The 21,620-nt window shown below is 56.3% G+C and carries 21 protein-coding genes, 1 tRNA gene and 1 pseudogene; 13 read left to right on the forward strand and 10 right to left on the reverse strand.

Annotation, left to right across the window (positions count from 1 at the left end):
• Positions 1–73: 73 nt before the first annotated feature.
• Positions 74–1,108, reverse strand: a complete 1,035-nt coding sequence (locus I9184_RS06835) for an RluA family pseudouridine synthase (protein WP_209833377.1) — start codon at positions 1,106–1,108, stop codon at positions 74–76.
• Between I9184_RS06835 and I9184_RS06840 the strand changes: the two genes are divergently transcribed.
• The gene (locus tag I9184_RS06840; protein ID WP_152457651.1) at positions 1,107–1,409 is read left to right on the forward strand and encodes a DUF6476 family protein; all 303 of its coding nucleotides are present in this window, start codon (positions 1,107–1,109) and stop codon (positions 1,407–1,409) included. The two genes, I9184_RS06835 and I9184_RS06840, sit on opposite strands and share 2 nt — an antisense overlap.
• 49 nt (positions 1,410–1,458) lie before the next feature.
• Here the strand turns inward: I9184_RS06840 and I9184_RS06845 are convergent, their stop codons facing one another.
• From I9184_RS06845 to I9184_RS06860, 4 genes are all read right to left on the reverse strand, one after another.
• Positions 1,459–3,354: an ATP-grasp fold amidoligase family protein gene (locus tag I9184_RS06845; protein WP_209833379.1), complete on the reverse strand. Its 1,896-nt coding sequence runs from the start codon at positions 3,352–3,354 to the stop codon at positions 1,459–1,461.
• A gap of 27 nt (positions 3,355–3,381) precedes the next feature.
• Positions 3,382–4,434, reverse strand: a complete 1,053-nt coding sequence (locus tag I9184_RS06850) for a glycosyltransferase family 2 protein (RefSeq protein WP_171723464.1) — start codon at positions 4,432–4,434, stop codon at positions 3,382–3,384.
• Between the two features lie 22 nt (positions 4,435–4,456).
• Entirely contained in the window at positions 4,457–5,128 is a 672-nt protein-coding gene (locus tag I9184_RS06855; RefSeq protein ID WP_171723465.1) for a class I SAM-dependent methyltransferase, read from the reverse strand.
• Positions 5,129–5,222: 94 nt separating this feature from the next.
• Positions 5,223–7,106 (reverse strand): glycosyltransferase family 2 protein, encoded by a 1,884-nt coding sequence (locus I9184_RS06860; RefSeq protein WP_209833381.1) that lies wholly within the window; start codon positions 7,104–7,106, stop codon positions 5,223–5,225.
• A 357-nt stretch (positions 7,107–7,463) separates the two neighbouring features.
• Between I9184_RS06860 and I9184_RS06865 the strand changes: the two are divergent.
• Positions 7,464–8,294: pseudogene (locus tag I9184_RS06865) on the forward strand (acyltransferase family protein); the annotation flags it as partial.
• Positions 8,294–8,518 (forward strand): hypothetical protein, encoded by a 225-nt coding sequence (locus tag I9184_RS06870; RefSeq protein ID WP_209833385.1) that lies wholly within the window; start codon positions 8,294–8,296, stop codon positions 8,516–8,518. The pseudogene I9184_RS06865 and the gene I9184_RS06870, both read left to right, overlap by 1 nt.
• Before the next feature lie 32 nt (positions 8,519–8,550).
• On the opposite strand, the gene I9184_RS06875 is transcribed toward I9184_RS06870, so the two are convergent.
• Positions 8,551–9,381, reverse strand: a complete 831-nt coding sequence (locus I9184_RS06875; RefSeq protein WP_209833387.1) for a class I SAM-dependent methyltransferase — start codon at positions 9,379–9,381, stop codon at positions 8,551–8,553.
• Positions 9,382–9,758: 377 nt separating this feature from the next.
• Between I9184_RS06875 and I9184_RS06880 the strand changes: the two genes are divergently transcribed.
• Positions 9,759–10,511, forward strand: a complete 753-nt coding sequence (locus I9184_RS06880; RefSeq protein WP_209833389.1) for a TylF/MycF/NovP-related O-methyltransferase — start codon at positions 9,759–9,761, stop codon at positions 10,509–10,511.
• A gap of 103 nt (positions 10,512–10,614) precedes the next feature.
• Entirely contained in the window at positions 10,615–10,824 is a 210-nt protein-coding gene (locus I9184_RS06885; protein ID WP_209833391.1) for a hypothetical protein, read from the forward strand.
• Positions 10,825–10,828: 4 nt separating this feature from the next.
• Here I9184_RS06885 and I9184_RS06890 read toward each other — a convergent pair.
• Positions 10,829–10,915, reverse strand: a tRNA-Leu gene (locus I9184_RS06890).
• Between the two features lie 141 nt (positions 10,916–11,056).
• Here I9184_RS06890 and I9184_RS06895 point away from each other — a divergent pair.
• A complete protein-coding gene (locus I9184_RS06895) occupies positions 11,057–11,716 on the forward strand; it encodes a DsbA family oxidoreductase (protein WP_209833393.1) in 660 nt (219 codons plus the stop codon).
• Positions 11,717–11,755: 39 nt separating this feature from the next.
• Complete coding sequence (lipB, locus tag I9184_RS06900; protein ID WP_171633236.1) at positions 11,756–12,412, forward strand: lipoyl(octanoyl) transferase LipB; 657 nt, start codon at positions 11,756–11,758, stop codon at positions 12,410–12,412.
• Positions 12,413–12,727: 315 nt separating this feature from the next.
• Here lipB and I9184_RS06905 read toward each other — a convergent pair whose 3' ends face one another.
• Positions 12,728–13,669 (reverse strand): cation diffusion facilitator family transporter, encoded by a 942-nt coding sequence (locus I9184_RS06905; protein ID WP_209833395.1) that lies wholly within the window; start codon positions 13,667–13,669, stop codon positions 12,728–12,730.
• A gap of 82 nt (positions 13,670–13,751) precedes the next feature.
• Here I9184_RS06905 and I9184_RS06910 point away from each other — a divergent pair, with 82 nt between their 5' ends.
• Complete coding sequence (locus tag I9184_RS06910; protein ID WP_209833396.1) at positions 13,752–14,174, forward strand: helix-turn-helix domain-containing protein; 423 nt, start codon at positions 13,752–13,754, stop codon at positions 14,172–14,174.
• Here I9184_RS06910 and I9184_RS06915 read toward each other — a convergent pair whose 3' ends face one another.
• A complete protein-coding gene (locus I9184_RS06915) occupies positions 14,175–14,594 on the reverse strand; it encodes an HIT family protein (RefSeq protein ID WP_171723473.1) in 420 nt (139 codons plus the stop codon).
• Positions 14,595–14,899: 305 nt separating this feature from the next.
• Here I9184_RS06915 and ctaD point away from each other — a divergent pair, with 305 nt between their 5' ends.
• The 3 genes from ctaD (at position 14,900) to I9184_RS06930 (ending at position 17,817) form a co-directional block, all read left to right on the forward strand.
• Entirely contained in the window at positions 14,900–16,558 is a 1,659-nt protein-coding gene (ctaD, locus tag I9184_RS06920) for a cytochrome c oxidase subunit I (RefSeq protein ID WP_170346621.1), read from the forward strand.
• Positions 16,559–16,681: 123 nt separating this feature from the next.
• A complete protein-coding gene (locus tag I9184_RS06925; protein WP_209833399.1) occupies positions 16,682–17,281 on the forward strand; it encodes a 2-hydroxychromene-2-carboxylate isomerase in 600 nt (199 codons plus the stop codon).
• Positions 17,282–17,325: 44 nt separating this feature from the next.
• Entirely contained in the window at positions 17,326–17,817 is a 492-nt protein-coding gene (locus I9184_RS06930; RefSeq protein ID WP_209833401.1) for a DUF2244 domain-containing protein, read from the forward strand.
• 5 nt (positions 17,818–17,822) lie between these two features.
• Here the strand turns inward: I9184_RS06930 and I9184_RS06935 are convergent, their stop codons facing one another.
• A complete protein-coding gene (locus tag I9184_RS06935) occupies positions 17,823–18,308 on the reverse strand; it encodes a GatB/YqeY domain-containing protein (RefSeq protein WP_171633249.1) in 486 nt (161 codons plus the stop codon).
• 183 nt (positions 18,309–18,491) lie between these two features.
• Here I9184_RS06935 and carA point away from each other — a divergent pair, with 183 nt between their 5' ends.
• A complete protein-coding gene (gene carA / locus I9184_RS06940) occupies positions 18,492–19,658 on the forward strand; it encodes a glutamine-hydrolyzing carbamoyl-phosphate synthase small subunit (RefSeq protein WP_171633252.1) in 1,167 nt (388 codons plus the stop codon).
• Between the two features lie 81 nt (positions 19,659–19,739).
• Complete coding sequence (locus tag I9184_RS06945) at positions 19,740–21,617, forward strand: glycosyltransferase (RefSeq protein WP_209833403.1); 1,878 nt, start codon at positions 19,740–19,742, stop codon at positions 21,615–21,617.
• Positions 21,618–21,620: the final 3 nt, after the last annotated feature.

The raw sequence follows: 21,620 nt of genomic DNA on the forward strand, positions 1-21,620 counted from the left end.
GTGCTGCTAACAGTCTGGAATTAATCTTCCGTTAAGGAAAGGTAAAAAGCCCTTTTTCACAGGAGTTTGCTTATTATGACAGCGGTGCGCGCAGACGTTCAACAAGGTTTTGCATATCTTGCGGTAAACCGGCCTCGAACCGCAGGGATTCACCGGTGACAGGGTGCTCGAATCCCAAAACGGCGGCATGAAGTGCCTGACGGGGAAAAGCGCCTGCAAAACCGGCGGCAGCGGCAGAGAACGCTTTGGCGGACAGCTTGCGCTTGCCGCCATAAACCGGGTCGCCCACCAGCCCGTGCCCTGCGTGGGCCATATGAACGCGGATCTGATGCGTTCGGCCGGTTTCAAGCCAGCACTCGATCAGGGCAAGACCCGCAGGCACTCCAAATGTCTCGACAACGCGCGCGCGTGTCACGGCATGCCGCCCGCCATGGAACAGAACCGCCTGTCTCTGACGGTCGGTCTTGTGTCGCGCAAGTTGCGTCGTAACGCGCATGATGTTGCCGGGTTCAAAGCTGATCCCTTTGACACCGCGCAACCGAGGATCGTTGGCATCCGGCACCCCGTAACACACCGCACGGTAATACCGCTCGACGCTATGCGCCGCGAACTGCTCGGCCAGACCGTGATGCGCCGCGTCTGACTTTGCGACCACCAGAAGGCCACTGGTTTCCTTGTCGATGCGATGCACGATACCGGGGCGTTTCACCCCGCCGACGCCCGACAGATCGTCTCCGCAATGGTGGAGCAAAGCATTCACCAAAGTCCCGCTGGGTGATCCCGGCGCAGGGTGTACGACCATGCCTGCGGGTTTGTTGACGACGATTACGTCCGCATCCTCGAACACGATCTCGAGCGGGATGTTCTCGGGGCCGATATGGCTGTCTTCGGCCTCGGCCACGACAATCGTGACACGCGCCCCTTCGGCCACCTTGGCCTTGGGGTCGCGTATCTCGGCACCGTCGATCTGTACCGCGCCCTCTTCAATCAGACGCGCAAGTCGGGTGCGCGACAGGCTTTCCCCGTCTGGCACATCGCGGGAAAGCGCCTTATCAAGGCGAGGCGGCGGATCGGCCGCGATCTGAAACTCAATCTGGCGGGTGCCCATGACTGTCCCTTCCGAACCTCAAGAACCGCAGGAAACTCCGCAACTGCGATTGCTGCGGCGGATGGTCATGCTGTTGACCGCGGTGATGATTGGCGGGGTTCTAGTGACATTCGCCCTGATTGTCATCCGCCTATCGGACCGCACACCCACCTTGCCGGATCAGATCGCGCTGCCCGACGGCGCCCGGGCGCAGGCCCTGACCATCGGGGCAAACTGGTATGCCGTCGCAACCGATGACAATCGCATTCTGATCTTTGACAAAACAACAGGAAAACTGCGCCAGGAAATCGCGGTCGAATAGGCCCTGCCGCCTGTTCCGGCGGCATGAAAGATCCGGGGATTGTCCAGCCTCAGCTGGGGAACAGCCGAGTTCCGGTCCACGCAGCACCCAGACGCTGATCCAGCGCATCCGAGCGCATCTTGTGCTTGCCTGACACCGGCGCCAACATGATGTCACCCAAGCAAACTCTGTCACCAACCGGGAAAAGCTCTACGCTTGCGCATTCAACGTCTTGCCCCAGGGTTTCAGCGATCCGGATCATGTCTTCAAAGCGGTCGGGCCGGGGTTCAACGGTGCTGCTGGTTGGCGAATACAACTCATCTGCAAGGTAATTGTAGTCGCGATCATGGAGCATCTGGATGCGCCCACGCCCCCGGTCACGGTCAACCTGCACCAGCTGCACGCGTCCGGCGATCACCCAGAATTTCCAGGTGCTGGCCTGTCGATCCCCGGCGGTCAAGTCTTCTTCGATGTAATAGAGGGGCTTTTGCTTGGCGCGCCACCATTCGCTTGTCCAGAAACCTTCGGGCGTTTTTGTCTTGTGCCACGCTGCCAGTTTCTGGTTGGCATCATCGCGCTGCGTGGCATCCAGCGGGAACGACAGGGCCAGCTTGTGACCATGGCTCATCGTTCCTTTCAACCAATACTGGCCGGGCCCGAGGTCGAGTGTTTCGGGCAATGCCGGAATGTGCGCCTCCCACATGCGCTGTGGGCAGGCGAGCAATTCCGAGGCGCTGCCCACGTATTTGGACCGGTCAGAAATCAACGCATCAGGGACTTCGCCAAACAGCTTCATGACCACCAGCTTTTCGGCAAATGTCTTTGGCGCGCGCAGGTCGGGTAAAAACCGATGACTATCCGCATAGTTGTACAAAGCCATACCAAGCGCATTCAGCCTAGCAGGGTCACTGTCATAGTGTTCCCAACCGCGCGAAAAACCCACGCGCGGCGGGGTGTTGGCACCGTACAGATTGTCAGCTGCAATTGCGTCGAGATCAGCCTGTGCCGCCTTGAGATAGTCTTCCCGGTCAGAGAGCAGAGCAACAGAAACAACTCCGCCGGTGGCGTCGTGGATTTCTTCGGTCGTAGCGCGCAAGGTGGGCAGGTTTGCGGGAAACTCCACCGGTTTGAGGCCCCCTCGGCCGTGGCGCGGCAAAGGCGCGTCGCCCGGTCTAACCCCCAGGTTCCGCAAACGTCGATCCAGAAACGAATGCCGCTTGATTCCGTTTGCAATCCACCACCGCATCCGGCGTCCCCACAGATGCACGGCAAGCGTTTCCTCTTTGATATACGCGTCCCTGAACTCTCGGACGTGAATGTCATTGGCCTGCCCTGCCCGTCTGAACGGCAAAGGATAAAAGACCGGTATGGGGCTGGCATGCTTCAACTCGTCAAAATGGCGCAGAAACCATGTCATGACACCGGGGCCGTAAACACTGTGTTCTTGATCTGACGCATGAGGCAACTCACCAGCCTGTTTCAGGCGTTCCAGTTCCTTCCGTTCCTCCCCTTCAACCCAGGGGCGGATCGGATAGGGATCCTGGCAGTATTCGGAATACGCGTTCAACGTGGGGCTGTCGAAGGGCAGCCGCATAACGGCATTGCAGATGGTATCGCGGTTGAAATATCCAAAGACATGATCGGCCCTTGGTATCGGGGCAAGCGCCAAAACATCCGTGTCGCACCACAGAAAATCCGTTTTCTTCATCAGGTGCAATCTGAAGATATCGGATTGGGGCACCGGCGTCTTGAACTGGTTGTTCACGATGAACTGCCTGGGTTCGTGGATTTCATTTGCCGACACCAGTTCGATAACATCCGGAACGTTGTCGACTTGCCCATAGTGGAACAACACGACCCTGTGACCGCATTCGACGAATGACAGCATGCACATCTGCTCCAGAAAGCTCAGGCTGCCTTCCATCCACAGCATCCCAATCGTCGGAAGAGAGTGATCCGCAACCATTCGTCTATTTCTCCAGGGGCTGTTTTGTCAGGACTCTGTCCGGTTTTCGTCAGTCGAAGACGGCGCGCTGGCCGACAGGCGTTCCCTTACGCCACGGTCCTTTGCGACAAAATCCACGGCCGGTTTTTCAAGAAGTTTCTGGTACAGCTCATCATACTCTGGCAGTTTCAGCAGATCGTTGATCAGAGCCTTGTGCCAGCGGAACGCTCTTCTATGTAGCCGTCGAAGCCTGTCGTCAGCGCGAAACTCTTCCAGCACCGCATCCACTTCGTCCTTGTACCGCAGGATTGTTTCATCCTTGGCACCGCCACGGTTCCAGCGGTCCCAATATTCGGTTCCAAGTGTCTGCGCGGAATGATTTGCCCGACCTCGGCTGCGCTTGGCCAAATAGGCCTGCGTGGATCTGACGGCATAGTGGTTGATCTGTGCGACTTCAAATCCAAACGGAGGCGAGACATGGTTGCCGAAGGGCGCAGGTTCCGTTGCGTGCCCTCCGGGCACGGACCGGAACACGCCGGCCTGAAGTTCGGGACGGGGGTGCGGGTTGTGCAACCCGAAACGAAGATAGAAATCGCCCTGCCTGAACAGGGATTTGACAAACCGGCGCCCTGCCCCGCCTTGTTCGAAATCCAGCTCACAATCGAAGAACTGCCGCGTCACCAGCGTATCGCGCATAACATGCCGACCACCGTTCGAGAATATCTTCCAGGGTATGGAAATAACGTCAACGCCGGGCGTTGCCTCGATCAGATCATCAACCCTGTTATTTCCCACGTGAATATTCAGGAACTCATCCGCGTCCCCGACGTATATCCACTTTGCGTCTTTCACTACCGGCAAGCGCCGTGCCTGCCTCAGCGCAGACCGGTGTATCCCTCCGGTTCCAACCCGGTTCCTGTGAAATTCCACATGGCCCAAGTCCTGCAACCGTCTCAGAATCTGGTTGGTGCCGTCTGTACAATCATTGGTGTAGACAATGATCCGGTCAAACCCCAGCACCTTGTGATGGGCCACCCATTCCAGAATATAGGGACCCTCGTTCTTCATCGCGGTGATGAGGACTTTTTCAGGCTTTTCCATCGCTGCCACTTATCCCCGCCGCCTAGTCGTTCTGACCTTTGCTGTCATCTTGCGGGACAATCTTTTCGATGGCGATCTGCGCGCCGGCAATCGCGCGGATGCGCAACTCTCGGGGGTGCTGGCCCAGAAACTCGTTGACCGCACGGATCACCCCGTCGCCCCACCAGCCGCGGCGGTGGTAGTCGTCGAATGCCATGATCCCACCGGGTTTGATCTTGGGAAACAAAGCGGCCAGATCAGCGGTCACGCCTTCGTATGAATGGTCTCCGTCGACATAGGCGAACGAGATGCTTTCATCATCAAAAAGCTTCAACGCAGGTACCGAAAAATCGCGTATAATACCAACCTTGCCTTCTTCGATCTCGGCCTCGAAAGTCTTTACGACCTTCTGGAAGATGGCCTCCATCTTTTCGTCTTCGGTCCGACCCACAAACGCGGTTGTGTGCGATTCCTCACCGATATGCTTCCATGGATCGATCAGAAAAAGCTGACTAGGCTCGATCAGTTTCAGAATGGTCGGAGAGAACTCACCCTGCCAGACACCGATTTCTACGGCTAGGCCCCCCTTTGGCAAACGGGAAAGGAATGTGCGGCGGATTGCGTCTTTGCTGTTTTTGCGCTTGGTCGCTTTGTCAGCCTTCGGTTTCTTCTGGCTGCCGGGCGCAACACCGATAACCTTGGATTCGTTTGACATCTCGACCTCACTCGCAGACGGGTATCCCATTTACTCAGAACCCGTTTTGTTCATTGCGCCATGGCTACCACGCCACAGCCTCAAGAACCAGAAGCTATGTGTCCTTTTTGCCAAGCGGTGGCAACTTGTCGACACCAAGCCACGGTGGCTGCAAGCTGGTTATCCGGTATCGTGCAGCATTACGCCCGAGGAAACTGTTTATCGCCGCATTCATACCCGTATACGACCCGCCTCCGTGACGGCGATAAGATGTGAACGCGATACTCCCCCCGGGCGCAAGAACCCGGTCGATACGGTGCAACAGCTGGTTCATCACCTGCTCTGCCCGCACCCCGCGGATGATGACGACGCCGACGCTTTCGTCTTCAAACAGCTTCAGCATCAAGGGGGGCAGCGCCCGGTAGACACGCAATTGTCCGGCAAGAATGGGGGCGCGGAAGTATTCCAGCAATGCATAAAACGTGCGATCCAAAGCCTGTAGCTCGGGATCCTGAGTTGCATCCGGACATGTGAAACCGTCCCATGACAGCCCCCACGGTCCTATGACCGTCAATTTCTCGACAGCGTCCAGATCAAGTATTTCTTCGATGATTTCAATCTCAACATGTCCGATCAGCACCCAATTCTTCTTACCACTGATTGATCGAAGAAAACTCTGCCGCTGGTCTTTTGTTCTTTCAACCTCCGGAGGGGCAGAAGGCAGGTAGACAGGATCCTTGGGGTCGAACGGCACCGAAACCTGTTTGGCATCCGTAATTTGCGCATGCTGCGCGGCGGCCTCTTCGTAATCAAACGAGGTTTCGAGGGCATCGAGCCGAACGAACCAAGGAAAATTGTATGGCTTGGAGTTCTCGGGCTTGGACATCTTGCCGAGCCGCGTCCATTTCGCGACCTGGGCAAATGTGATGCCCGGATCCTTGTACATTTCGGCGTTGAAAGACAGATCGCCATCTTCCATCACGCCGAGTTCCAGCGCCTTGACATAGCGCCCGCTGCGAAAGCGGCTGAACTTAGCGATAAAATCCTGCGCCACCTCGGTTTTTCTGAGGCTTGCGATGCGTTCCTTGTGAAATGCAACTGCCTGATGATGCAATTGCCCCAGAACAGTATCGGATCGCAGCTTTTCATAAACCTCCCGAAGTCGTGCAACTTTGGACAGGATCGAGGTTTCTTCGATGTCGTTATAGCAATGCAGCTTCCAGTAGGCCTGACCTGTTGCCTCCATCTTCGGATGAAAACTCGAGGTATTCACATCCCCACGCAACCGCTTCATCAGATAGCTTTCCACGGACCTCACCGCATAGTGGTTCATCCGAAAAAGCCTGCGCCCAAACCCGGCGCCCGTTGATGAATACGCCCACCCTCGTCTTCGCATGGCCGGCGGCAACGGATCACCGTCCCCGTCGACCCAGGCAAATCGATCCGCCTTGTTGGGTATCGGGCCGCGCGGTCGATGCGTGCTGATTGTGCGATACGATCCGTTGTTGCGAAAGAGCGATTTGAACGCCCGCAAGTTATGGGGGCTGACGGCGCCAAGCTCGCCCGCACGGGTGAATTGCTCGACAACGAACCTGTCTTCGAACTCGACGATTCCGTTGTGTCCGAACAACTGCCAGATTGCGGCAAATCCGTCCGCATGCGGCAATGCACGAAACAAATCGTCCAGTGTTCCGTCGCCGACGCGAATATCAAGAAATTCATCCACGTCGCAGACCAATATCCATTCGGCTTCTTTGCACCAGGGGTGTTCCATGGCGTTTGCATAAGCTGAAGCCTGAGGTCCAAATTCCCACGGGCCGGGATTGCCGATATGCGCCAGAAACCCCAGTTCCTGGCACCGCTGAAGGATCGTGTCGGTGCCATCGGAACAATCGTTCGAATTGACGATAAAATGGGTGAAGCCGATCGAAAGATAGTATGCAATCCATTCCAGGATGAACGGCCCCTCGTCTTTCATCGTGGATATGACAAGTCTCATCGCGTCTACCTGTACCCGTGGCCCGCAAATTCAGGATAGCGGGAAAAAACGCATCTTTGCAGATGTATAGCGCGCATCCCTGCCTGCGGCTTTGTTACGGGCCCCGGAAATGCATTGCAAGTGGACGAGCCCGCCGGTTCAACGTCTGCCAACTCCAGATCCCGCAGACGGCCACGGCCCCGCAGGCAGCGATCACCAGCGTGTCTTCGCCTTGAAACCGTCATTCGGATTGCCATCGCGCGCCAACCATCTATAGCTGGTATTCACTGCTGCCGAAGTCATATGGCAGCAAAGGCGCGGCATCTCGAGTGGATCATGACAGGTAATCTTAAAGATTAAAGGGCGCATGGCCTTGATGCATTGCGCGGTATCGCTGCGTCTGCGGTCGTGTTTGTACACGCGGTGCAAATTCATCCGCTTGGTGTCAGCTACAATAAGTGGATTGTCGACTATTTTTTGATGGGAGTGCCGCTGTTCTTCATAATCAGCGCAATGTCCATGTCGCTGGCTTATCCAAAAGGGATTTCTTTTGATCGAAGCTGGGCCTATGCCTTGCGCAGGTTTTTTCGAATTGCCCCACTCTTCTACGTGATGCTCTTTGCTTGGCTCTACGTAGGTCTCCAAGCTGAAACGGGTACGATCATCAGGAATATGACATTTTTGTTTGGTTTTTTCCCCAGTGAACAAACCAGTCTCGTTCCTGCGGGATGGTCAATTGGCGTCGAAGCTATCTTCTATCTTCTGTTCCCCTTCCTTTGGGTTTGGCGGAACATATGGGCGGCAGTGTTTCTCTTTTTAATCGCCTGCTTGGGATGGACGGCAGTAAACGCAAATGGCCAGGGCGAAGTTCCCGACTATTACTATTGGACCAGCTTTTTCACGAACGCCCCATATTTTGCGTTGGGCCTGATCATCTGGTGCATCTACCGTTCGACACCCACGTCGTTAAAGCGGCTAATTGGCTATTTGACCCTCGCTGCGGGAATGGCCGGATTGATTTGCCTATACTTGTATGGGCCAGTCGTTGATCAGACGCAAACGCAATACAAACCGGTTTCGCTCATACTGGTTCTGGGTTGGGGCTTCGCCTTTGCAAGCCTTGCGCTATCGCAGGCACTTCGACCTGTTTTTTTCTCTATAACCCTTTTACCCTCTTTCTTGGAAAGATCAGTTACAGCCTATATCTGATGCATCCGTTTCTTATCTATAACACAAACCTGACCCGATGGGCCGCAACGCTAACGGACAACCCGGATCTTGTGGTGCCCGTGGTCTGCGCAGTTACCCTTGCCGTAGCGATACCCATTGCAACTGTTATCTATTATGCTGTCGAAGTTCCGTTCATGCGTCTGGCCCGCCGGATAACCAAGCCAGATCTGAGAGAGACAATGTCACAACGACAGACCTCGTGACGGCAGAGCACACCCGCCGACACAATGCGGATCTATAGTACCAGGGGAATAATCTCGCCTCGATTGCGGGCGATCTCGGTAATGTCAAAAGCACCGCTTTGCAGTTCAGCCTCGCCCCGAACAACCATTGCAGAGTGATTTTTCACGATGACTTCGCGAACGATATCTGGCCGGCAGGCGCAGGACATGACGCATTGAAGCACCAGATTCGCCAGCGCCTTTTTCCCTTCGAAATAGTCGGAATTGTAATGTTCTTCCATCGTGGACCATTGCCAGTCTTCAAGGACGAAGACGCCGCCTTCCGACATGCGCGGAAAAACGAGGTTGAACGACAACAACGTTTCCAAATACTGGTGCGATGCGTCATCTATGACGAGATCAATCTTCTCGTCGCCGAACTCTGCGTCCAGCAATTCTCCGAACCGATTGATGTCCGCTTGACTTATCCCCTTGTACAGCCGCACGTTATCCTGCCGCGAGTACCTTTCGATATAGGCGTCAAGGTGAGGCAGTTCGCGCGTCGAATATTCAACTGCAACCAGTTTGTCAGGCTGAAATACACGATCGAGAAGCGCCACGCTCCCACCCTGCCATACTCCGATATCGACGATATTGTTAACATCGATCTTCGAGGTGCAATCCAGTTCAGCCTCGATCATTTCGCGGGTTTTCACCAGCAGAAACTCGTTATCGTTCGATGTGATTTCGTGGTATTCCGCAATATCGACCGTGGCGAAAAAATTGACGCCATCAACGGTACATCTGTTCCGCTCGGACCAGACTATCGGTTGAATTTTCTTCTGTTGCGAACCGCCTGAAACTGAGCGCAAGACAGTCGAGACAACTTCCGTAAATTTGCTCACCACTATGCCCTTACCTGATGGCTTGTGTGCTTCATCTCCTGAAAGGCACGGGTTTACACGCTTCCTTTACATCAAACGCAGAAAGAAGCGCGAGGCAGCCGTTTCACGGCCTAACAAATGGGTTGGGTCCGACCATATTCGCCAAGACTGATGCTGAAGTTGGCGCAAACATTCGCGTAATTCGTAGCGTCAAAAAAGATATGTTTCACTTTGGACGTCAAAGCTGAGAGTTAAGGCACGTCTGAGTTGAAAAAACGCAGTTCACAGGAAATTTGCCTCCATTTATCCAACCCTATAGGCGATTTCCAGCGAATCTTTTTGAAACTTCACAGCTGAGAGGTCAGAACCAACCCGACATCTATGCAAGGTTATAATTTATGCTCGCGGAACTTCGGGAACAATATCTGACCACGGTTGCCCGTGCCCTGGATGGCACGATCTATGAAGACCCACCAATTCTGTTTGGAGACACCAAACCGGATTACAACTCCAAAAACCGCGAATACGGCTGGGATTGGCCGTCTGTTGCTTTCACTATGGTGGGCAGCAAGAGATTGGCCAATGTTCGCGCCATGGTGGAATCCGTCATCGGCAACCAGATTCCCGGCGACTTTGTAGAAACCGGAGTATGGCGTGGCGGTGCCAGCATCTTTGCGAAAGCGGTACTCTTTACATATGGCCAGAATGACAGACGTGTCGTTCTGTGTGACTCTTTCAAGGGGTTGCCCGAGCCGAATGAAGAACTGTATCCTCACGACAAGGGGTCTGATTTCCACAAGTACGATGCCCTGGCCGTGTCAGCCGTTTCTGTAAGGGCGAATTTTGAAAAGTTCGGGCTTTTGGACGATAATGTCGTGCTCATCGAGGGCTTTTTCAAGGACACCATGCCACTGGTGCCCAGTGAGCAGATTGCAGTGCTGCGTCTTGACGGCGACATGTATGAATCAACCATAGATCCTTTGCGGCACCTTTTCGGCAAGGTCTCGAAAGGTGGTTGGATCATCGTTGACGACTATCACGTGGTTCCCGCAGCCAAAGCTGCCGTTCATGACTATCTTGACGAAGTGGGCTATCAGCCACCCGCGATCAACGAAATCGATGGTGTGGGCGTCTATTTCCAAAAGGTCTAGAGAGGACCGGGCCTTGGGTTCAGGTCACGGGTCAGGTTGCGCCCGTCACCTGAACACCTGAAATGTCACACTCAGCGAGACTGCGGCCTGTTCGTGTTTCAGAATGGCCGACCAAGAAAATACCCTGGGGGTGCTACCGGGCAGAAACCTCGGCATTCCGATGAACGTCCAAAATGCGGAACTGATTCAAGTTCTGAAAGCGGATCTTTCACATGGCACCTCTGTCTTCGGCAACCCTTTCGGACGTCGCACAGTGGGCACCACACCGAATGCAATCTTCGCACCCGCCCTCAACTACCTGTTCTTTCACTAAAAGTTGGTGCGGTCGAGAAGACTCGAACTTCCACGGGAGTTACCCCACAGCGACCTCAACGCTGCGCGTCTACCAATTCCGCCACGACCGCACTGCCAATGACTTGGTAACGCGGCGTATAGACGTTGGTGCGCGCGATGTGAAGAGGCAAAAACGCAGTGGTTTAAATTCCTTCGCCACGGGCATATCTCTCCAGTGGACAACACGCTATTGACCTGACAGGAGCCACACAATGCCACCGCCCGATAACCGCCCGATCGTTCAGATCGATATCGTCTCGGATGTTGTGTGTCCCTGGTGCGTTGTCGGGTTTCGACAGCTTGACATGGCGTTGCAGCAACAGGGTGTCCTTGCCCGGCTTCGCTGGCATCCGTTCGAGTTGAACCCGGACATGCCACCCGAAGGCCAGAACCTGCGTGAACATATCATGGCGAAATACGGCTCGACCGCCGAGCAAAGTCAGCAGGCACGGGACAAGCTTACCTCGATCGGGGCCAAGCTCGGCTTTGCCTTCAACTTCGACGATGACAGCAGAATGGTGAACACTTTCGCGGCGCATCAGTTGCTGGATTGGGCGGAATCAGTCGGCCGACAGCATCCTTTGAAACTGGCTCTGTTCGACGCATATTTCACAGCGCAGCGGGATGTTTCCGATATGGATGTTCTGCTGGAGGCTGTTCGATCCATCGGGCTGGACGCGGATACGGCGCGACAAGCGCTTGAAAGCGGAGAACACATAGCCCCGGTGCGTGAAAAGCAGCTGTTCTGGACCAGCCGGGGCATTTCAGGCGTGCCATCCATGGTTTTTGACAGGAAATACCTGCTGACCGGCGCGCAGGGGTCTGAAACCTATACCCAGGTGCTGCAACGTTGCCTGTCCGAGGCCGCCTGACCCCTTTTCTTGACCGATCCAGACGGATATGAGACCGGCATGGAATGGAAAATCACCGATGGTCTGACCAGCTATGACGACGCCGTTGCCTTTATGGAGGCGCGCGTCGCCGCAATCGCAAATGGCGAAGCCGAAGAATGTGTCTGGCTGCTGGAACACCCGCCGCTTTATACGGCCGGCACTTCGGCCAAGATCGAGGATCTGACCGACCCCGATCGTTTTCCGGTTTACGCAAGCAAACGCGGCGGCGAATACACCTATCACGGGCCCGGTCAACGTGTGGCCTATGTCATGCTGGACTTGAACAAACGTGGTCGCGACGTGCGTCAGTTTGTGAAACAGCTGGAGACCTGGGTGATCTCGGCGCTGGCGGAATTCAACGTGCAAGGCGAGATCCGTGATGGGCGCGTAGGGGTTTGGGTTCGGCGTGATGACAAGCCGTTGACAGTGACCGGCAAACCGGCAGAAGACAAGATCGCCGCCATTGGACTGCGCCTGCGCAAATGGGTCAGTTTTCACGGAATCTCGGTGAATGTCGAACCGGATCTGGAACATTTTTCCGGCATCGTCCCTTGCGGGATCAGCGAATACGGCGTGACCTCATTGGTCGATCTGGGCTTGCCGGTAACGATGGCAGACCTTGATGCCGCGCTGAAAAAGACATTCGCAGACGTTTTTGGCCCTGTGGCGCCCTGAATCCATCTGTCGATCACTGCGCAGCGAATCGCTGCGCGCCTCTGTTGCAAACAACAATCCCTGTGGCCGGCTGGCTCTGTTTCCCATGCGTAAGGCAATTAACCCTGAATTCGATGGATTTATGGAAGTCTTTAAGCATTTTTTAACTCAGGTAGATACAAAGACCCTGTTAACGAGTAATATGGAACTGCCAATCAAGAGTGAGTGGTATGTTAACCGGTGATCCAGGGCTCGCCCTCGAAATCCGAGAAGTGTTTGGTTACGAGTCTGCCGTTCCGACCCCAAATCGGAACGGCAATTCTCTTTCAGACACTTCTATTCTTCCTGATGGCCAAATCGGGACGAACCGACGCAAGCGCGGCCGGCCTGTTCCAGTTCGAGCGTCGCATGGCCCACCCCGAAACGAACTTGCAGCGTGTGCCTGACACTGTCCCGTACCATTTCGGCATCTGACCACGCGTTCGCATCGATGACCAGATGCGCCGTCAGCGCGGGTTGCCGTTCCTGCATGCTCCACAAATGCACGTGATGCACTTCGACCACCCCATCCGTTTCTTCGATCGCCGCGGCTACTTGCTCTGGCTCCAGGTTTGGCGGAGCGCCCAGCATCAGGACGCGGACCGTCTCGCCTATCTCTTCTTTGACATGCCACATGATGTAGACCGAGATCAGGATCGTCACCGCCGGGTCCACCCATGTCCAGCCGAACAGGATCACTGCGGTGCCCGCTAATATCACGGCGATTGATCCCAAGGCGTCCGCAACATTATGGATGAATGCGGCCCGGATATTCATGCTGTCCTTGGCCATGGTATACGTCAAAGCAGCGGTTATGAGATCGACCACCAATGCCAGCGCGGCGACCCAGACCACAAGCCATCCGTTGATCGGCTCGGGTTCAAAAAACCGCATGACGCCTTCGTAGAACAGATAAACCGACAACACGATCAACGTGGTGTAATTGACCAATGCCGCAACGACTTCGGCCCGGCCATAGCCAAAGCTCATCCGTGGATCGGCCGGACGCCGTGCAATCTTGCGGGCAAAAAACGCGATGATCAACGCAACAGCATCCGAAAAATTGTGCAGCGCATCGGCAATCAACGCCAGAGAACCCGAAATGATGCCCCCGACGACCTGAGCCAATGTCAGGAACATGTTCACCGCAATCGCCCAGGCGACGCGCGCATCGCCAGCGTCTGGATCAATGTGGTTGTGTTGGTGACCATGCCCGGTGTGGGAATGCTGGTGTGCCATATCGTTTCATGTCCCTTGTTACGGCTTCCCAGAGCATGTAATTCCTCTAGCCACTAGAGGTTCAAGAGGTCAAAACCGAAAAATGTATTCGATCGGGGACTTATCGCGCCGAACCGGAGTGAAAATTCCGACAATCCGGTTCTATGAAGACAAAGGCCTGTTGCCCAAGCCAGAGCGAACGGCGGGCAATCAACGCCGGTATGACGATACCGCGTTGAAACGGCTGATCTTCATTCGCCATTGCCGTGATCTGGGATTGCCACTGGCCGACGTCGTGGGCTTGCTGTCCCTAGAAGGCGCGTCTGGCAGCGACCTTAACCGGGCGCACGAAATTGCCCAAAAACAACTGGCCGATCTCCGGGACCGGATCGCCCGTCTGCAAAACCTCCAGGCTGAACTGACCCGAATTGCAGCGGCCTGCGACGGGCAGCACGATCATGTCTGTGCCGTGCTGCACGCGTTTCAGGATCATGGCGAATGTATGGGGCCCCATGGCGCCGAATGATCAGACGAGAGCGGCGCTGATCTTTTTCGCGTGTTCACCGATAAGCTCGAAATCCCCCATCTTGCCCGGCGGGCGCATGGAAACCCCTTCGTGGCGCGGCAGGACGTGGAAATGCAGGTGAAAGACTTCCTGCCCGCCTGCCGCCTCGTTGAATTGCTGAATCGTCACCCCGTCCGCGTCGAATGCAGACTTGACCGCCCGGGCCATCTTCTGCACCGTTTTTGTAACCGCCGTCAGTTGCTCGGGCGTGGCATCCAGTACGTTGCGGCATGGTGTTTTGGGGATCACCAAAAGATGCCCGTCCACGCGCGGCATGATATCCATGAAAGCCAGCGTTTCATCATCCTCGTACACGCGCATGCACGGGATTTCTTCGCGCAGGATTTTGGCAAAGATATTGTCGGGGTCGTAATCAGCCATCTCAAACCTCTGGATTGCGGGTGTTGGCACAGTTCTGAGACGCACGCGGGCAACGGTCAAGGCGGAACTCTGCCTACGCCCATGCCGCATCGACAGTCCGGGCTTGAATTCTTATCCGCCATGCCCAGATACCCAACGTTCAAGGCCGGAAAACCGTGCAGCACCCGCGTGCCCGCGACAATTAATCTTGATCCAGATCAAACTCGGCCATTGAAGGTGCCCTCTTCACATTCTAAAACCAGCAGGAATCCCGCGCGTTGGAGAGGTCCGACTGCGCGGTGCAGTTGCAACAGGAGGCACCTATAATGGCAGACGCAGCCATTCACGGTCACGACCATGAAGATCAGCGCAGCTTTTTCCAGCGCTGGTTCATGTCGACCAACCACAAGGACATCGGGATTCTGTACCTGGTCGTTTCGGCCCTTGCCGGTCTGATCTCGGTGGCGATGACCGTTTACATGCGGCTCGAGCTGATGCACCCGGGCGTTCAGTACATGTGCCTGGAAGGCTTCATGGCCGACCCATGTACCCCCAACGGACACTTGTGGAACGTGATGATCACCTATCACGGTGTTCTGATGATGTTCTTCGTTGTCATCCCTGCCCTGTTCGGCGGATTTGGCAACTATTTCATGCCGTTGCAGATCGGTGCGCCGGACATGGCGTTCCCGCGGATGAACAACCTGTCCTTCTGGCTGTATGTCGCTGGCACCTCGCTGGGTGTTGCCTCGCTGCTCAGCCCGGGTGGTAACGATCAGCTCGGCTCGGGTGTGGGCTGGGTTCTGTATCCGCCGCTGTCGACGACCGAAGGCGGCATGTCCATGGACCTGGCGATTTTCGCCGTGCACGTATCGGGCGCCTCCTCGATCCTCGGCGCGATCAACATGATCACCACCTTTCTGAACATGCGTGCCCCGGGCATGACCCTGTTCAAGGTACCGCTGTTCAGCTGGTCGATTTTCGTCACCTCATGGCTGATTCTGCTGTCGCTGCCGGTTCTGGCAGGCGCGATCACCATGCTGCTGATGGACCGCAACTTTGGCTTCACCTTCTTTGATCCGGCCGGTGGCGGTGACCCGATCCTGTATCAGCACATCCTGTGGTTCTTTGGTCACCCGGAAGTGTACATCGTGATCCTGCCCGGTTTCGGCATCATCAGCCACGTGATCGCCACCTTCTCGCGCAAGCCGATCTTCGGCTATCTGCCGATGGTCTGGGCGATCATCGCAATTGGCGTGCTGGGCTTTGTCGTGTGGGCGCACCACATGTACACCGTCGGCATGTCGCTGCGTCAGCAGGCCTATTTCATGCTGGCCACGATGGTCATCGCGGTTCCGACGGGTGTCAAGGTGTTCTCGTGGATCGCCACCATGTGGGGCGGCTCGATAGAGTTCAAGACACCGATGCTGTTCGCCTTCGGCTTCCTGTTCCTGTTCACCGTCGGCGGTGTGACCGGTGTGGTTCTGTCGCAGGCCGGTGTCGACCGTGCCTACCACGACACCTACTATGTTGTGGCACATTTCCACTACGTGATGTCGCTGGGTGCTGTCTTCGCGATCTTTGCTGGGGTGTACTTCTACTTCAGCAAGATGACGGGTCGTCAGTACTCTGAGTTCTGGGGCAAGGTTCATTTCTGGCTGTTCTTCATCGGCGCCAACCTGACCTTCTTCCCGCAGCACTTCCTGGGCCGTCAGGGCATGCCGCGCCGCTACATCGACTACCCCGAGGCATTCGCCCAGTGGAACTTCGTTTCGTCGATCGGCGCATTTATCTCGTTCGCCTCGTTCCTGCTGTTCTTCGGTATCGTGTTCTACGCCCTGTTCCGTGGCGCGAAAGAGACACGTCCGAACCCGTGGAACGAATACGCGGATACGCTGGAATGGACCCTGCCGACGCCGCCGCCCGAACACACGTTCGAGCAGCTGCCCAAGCAGGAAGACTGGGACAAAGGCCACGCGCACTGATCCCGATCTGATCCAAGGAAACCCCGCCCACGTGGCGGGGTTTTTTCGTTTCCACCTCTGCCGGTTCGCCAAGTGTACCAAAATCCGCTATGATACCCGCACAGAACAGTCGGAGGATCGGCAATGCCGGAAATCGACTTTTGGTATTCAATCGGCAGCACTTACAGCTTCCTTACCGTGATGCGTCTGGACGACTGGTGCGCTGAACATGACGCCACCGTTAACTGGCGGCCCTTTAATGTGCGCACGGTCATGTCAGCCCAGCAGAATATCCCGTTCGCCGGAAAACCCGAAAAATCCGCATATATGTGGCGTGATATCGAACGGCGCTGTGCCAAGTATCACATCCACGCCAGCCTGCCCGCACCCTATCCGATTTCCGATCTTGCCCTGGCCAATCAGGTCGCTTTGCTTGGTATGACGGATGGGTGGGGCAAGTCATTTACCCAGAACCTATACCGCATCTGGTTCGAGGATGGCGTCGAGGCGGGCAGCGAAAGCGCCCTGTCCGAAGCTTTGCTACGGTGCCAGCAGGACCCTCGTCTGACACTGGCCCGCGCGCGCAGCCCGGATATCGTCACCGCGCTGGAAGCTGAAACAGACGTCGCCGTGAAACTGGGTGTTTTCGGCGCCCCCAGCTTCGTGGTGAGGCAAGAGGTGTTCTGGGGCGACGACCGTTTGGATGACGCCTTGTCCTGGGCGCGTGTGGGCCACGTGGTCTGATCAAAATCCGTCGACATGAGGCTGCACTGCGATATGTTTCCGGTATGCCGTACAAATGGAATCAGACATCCGAAACCGAACAGGAACTGCGCCTCTGGCCGCATAACTCTCTGCCGCGACGTGGGGCGATGATTGCCATCCTGTCTGTATTTCTGTTCGGTTTGATCCCATTGTTGGCCGTGCTTGGGTCGGTCGTGTTGTGGGGCCTGTTACCGTTTCTGCTGTTGACGGTGCTTGGGCTTTGGCTGGGGATTCAGGCGAACTATCGCGCGCGCAGTGCGTTTGAGGTTTTCACCTTGTCCGGTTCACAAGCCCGCCTGGTGCATCACACCCCGGGCAAGGACCAACAGGAATGGTCGTGCAATCGCTATTGGGCACGACCTGAGATGTACGAAAAAGGTGGTCCGGTGCCACACTACGTCACGCTCGTCGGAGACGGGCGTGAGGTCGAAATCGGGGCGTTTTTGTCGGAAGACGAGCGTATCACGCTCTACGACGACCTGGCCAAAAAACTGCGCGATCCTGTCGCGCAGTAGGTGTCTCAGCAGTCGCCGTTTGATGCGGCGCAGAGTTGGTCCTTGACCATGGGTCCGACCTTGCCGAAGTCCATCTGTCCGGTATAGCGGGTCTTCAGCTCGCCCATGACTTTGCCCATGTCCCGAATGGAACCGGCACCGGTTGAAGTAATCGCGGCATGAATCGCCTTTGACACTTCATCATCATCCAGCTGCTTGGGCAGAAACTCTTCGATGACGGTGACTTCCTGCATCTCGCGCTCGGCCAGGTCCAGGCGTCCGCCCTCTTCATAGGCGCGCGCACTTTCCTTACGTTGCTTGGTCATTTTACCAAGTATTTCAAGCACCTCTGCATCACCGCAGCCCTTGACCTCTTCATTGTCCGAGGCGCGCGCGGCGATGTCGCGGTCCTTGATGGCCGCGTTGATCAACCGCAGTGTCGACAGACGCTCGGCTGCTTTGTCTTTCATTGCTTGCTTCAGGGCGGCATTCACCCGTGATCGCATGTCCATTTGGCTTGATCATCCCCATGACAACGGAACCCCGAACATATCTAAACAAAAAGCGTGTTACAACCGGGGGCGACCAAGCTTAACCCATTGAAAAATAACAATAGCCCAAAAATTGAACAGACTTGACCCAAGCGCTTAACCCCCTTAGGTATGCGCCGGTTTACCTTGCAGGAGAGTCGCGCCATGGCCCAGAACGCCCCGTCCAAGCCCACCGCATGTCTGGCTTTGGCCGACGGAACGCTGTTTTACGGCATCGGTTTCGGAGCAACCGGACAGACCGTGGCTGAGCTCTGCTTCAACACAGCGATGTCCGGATATCAGGAAATCATGACCGATCCATCCTATGCCGGGCAGATCGTCACCTTTACCTTCCCCCATATCGGCAATGTCGGCGTGAACCCGGAAGACGACGAAACCGGTGATCCGGTCGCCGCTGGAATGGTCGTCAAATGGGATCCGACCGAGCCGTCCAACTGGCGCTCGGCCGAAGAACTCAAGGGCTGGCTTGCCCGCCGTGGACGCATCGCCATCGGCGGCGTTGATACCCGCCGTCTGACCCGCGCCATCCGCCAGCAGGGCGCGCCGCATGTGGCGCTGGCTCATGATCCCGAGGGCAATTTCGACATCGAAGCACTGGTTGCTGCGGCCCGCGGCTTTGCCGGGCTGGAAGGTATGGACTTGGCCAAGGAAGTCACCTGTGCCCAAAGCTACCGCTGGGATGAAATGCGCTGGGCTTGGCCGGAAGGATACAAGCGGCAAGAGGCCCCCGCCCACAAAGTCGTGGCTGTCGATTATGGAGCAAAGCGCAACATTCTGCGCTGTCTCGCCTCGGCTGGATGTGATGTAACCGTTTTACCAGCGACGGCGACGGCTGCCGAAGTGCTGGCCCATCAGCCGGATGGCGTTTTCCTGTCGAACGGCCCCGGCGACCCGGCCGCAACGGGTGCCTATGCTGTGCCGATGATCAAGGAAATTCTGGATACAACCGATCTGCCCGTCTTTGGTATCTGCCTTGGCCACCAGATGCTGGCGCTGGCGTTGGGCGGTCAGACAGTCAAGATGAACCACGGCCACCACGGCGCGAACCACCCGGTCAAGGATCTGGAAACCGGCAAGGTCGAAATCACGTCGATGAATCACGGTTTCGCCGTGGACGCACAGTCTTTGCCGGAGGGCGTGGTCGAGACCCACAGATCACTTTTTGACGGCTCGAACTGCGGGATCCGCATGACTGACAGACCTGTATACTCGGTACAATACCACCCCGAAGCGTCGCCCGGACCCCAGGACAGTTTTTACCTGTTCGAACGTTTCGCCGATGCGATGGAAAAGAAAAAAGAGCAGGCATAAACCCTTAAGTTACCAGAGTTAACGGCACATTAACCTTGTTTGATCAACCCTGAGCGCAGGTAACTGTGCCAGGGTTTCTTTATGGTTGAACTTAACCTTCAGAATTTTACAACCGCCACCCCGATTCCTGCGCCCGGTTTTCGCAAACCGCTGGGCGCTTGCCTGCTGGAAACCGAGGTTATCACGCGCTCGCAACTGGACCATGCGTTGAGCTTGCAGACCAGGCAGAAAGCGCCGCTTGGCGAGATTCTGGTTGGCGAGGGGTATGCCACCAGGCAGGACGTTCTGAAGGCCCTGTCGACGCAGTTCGGGTGGCAGATCGCGGACCTCGAACAAATTCCACCGATGCCCGGATTGTGTAACCTGAAGCCGGTAGATTTCTGGCTTGAGAACAATGTCATTCCTTGGATGCGCATCGGCCCTCTGGTTTTGGTCGCCACTGCCCGGCCCGATCGTTTTGCAACCGTGGCAGCCGAGATGCAGGATTGCGACTGTGCCATCCTGCCGGTTCTTGCGGATTCTCATCAGATCGACAGGGTCATTGCACAGCACTTCGCGCGGACGCTCGCAAAAGCGGCCGAAACCCGTGTGAACGCGGCACAAAGCTGCCGCAACTGGACCGCCGGGTCCCGGCTCGTATCATCAGCAACAACGCTGGGTGTGCTGTGTCTTTTCGCCCTGTTCCCTTCGTTTGGATTGATGGTTTTGTTGGGCGCGGCCGTAGGTAGTTTGGTTCTTTTTGCAGCCTTTCGGATAATGGGCGCCCTGGCCTGTCTCAGCGACCGCATGAAAAAGCCGACCCAGCCAACAGAGGCGGCGATCGCGCTGCGTCACCCCTGCGTGTCCATCATGGTGCCGTTGTACAAGGAGCGAGAAATCGCGAGTGCTCTGGTGCAACGGCTTCAAAGGCTGACCTATCCCAAAGCGCTGCTGGACGTCATTCTCGTGCTCGAGGCGACCGATGACGTGACGCGCGACGCCCTTGCGCGAGTGGCTCTGCCCAGTTGGATGCGTGTTGTTGAAGTCCCGGAACTGAACGGGTTGACCACCAAACCGCGCGCCATGAATTACGCGCTGGATTTTTGCCGTGGTGACATTGTTGGCGTTTGGGATGCCGAAGACGCACCACAGCCAGATCAGATTGAACGAGTGGTTGCGCATTTCACCCAAGCTTCGCCCGAGGTGGTTTGCCTGCAAGGTGTTTTGGACTACTACAACCCTCGCACGAACTGGCGGTCACGCTGTTTCACCATCGAATACAACGGCTGGTTTCGCGTGATCCTACCGGGCATCGCACGTATGGGGCTGGTCGTCCCGCTTGGGGGAACGACGTTCTTTTTCCGCCGCGAAAAGCTGTTGGAACTGGGCGGTTGGGACGCCCACAATGTCACCGAAGATGCCGATTTGGGCGTGCGGCTTTGCCGGGCGGGTTACCGGACCGAGATGGTGGACACCGCCACCTTCGAAGAGGCGAATTTCCGTGCCTGGCCGTGGGTGAAGCAACGCTCACGCTGGCTCAAGGGGTTCATGGTCACCTATCTTGTGCACATGCGGGACCCGCGGAAACTGTATGCAGATTTGGGTGCGGCCCAGTTTATCGGCCTACAGGCATTCTTTCTGGGCACTCTGGGTCAGTTCCTGCTGGCCCCTGTTCTATGGATTTTCTGGTTGTACGCCCTGGGCATGCCCAATCCGATGGAGCAGATCCTGCCGCAGCAGATCACGACGGCGCTGATCTGGCTGTTTCTGGCAACCGAGGCCCTGAACATATGCGTCGGGATCATCGCTGTATCCGCGCGTGAACGTCGGTTTTTGCTGCCGTGGGTCCCGACGATGTGTCTGTATTTCCCGCTGGGGGTGGTCGCCGGTTACAAAGCCCTGTGGGAACTGGCGACAAATCCGTTTTTTTGGGACAAAACCCAACACGGGCAGGCCAGCGAAGACGTTCCGCTGGCCTGACGT

It is taken from the genome of Ruegeria sp. HKCCE3926 (assembly GCF_017872515.1).
Taxonomy (GTDB): domain Bacteria; phylum Pseudomonadota; class Alphaproteobacteria; order Rhodobacterales; family Rhodobacteraceae; genus Ruegeria.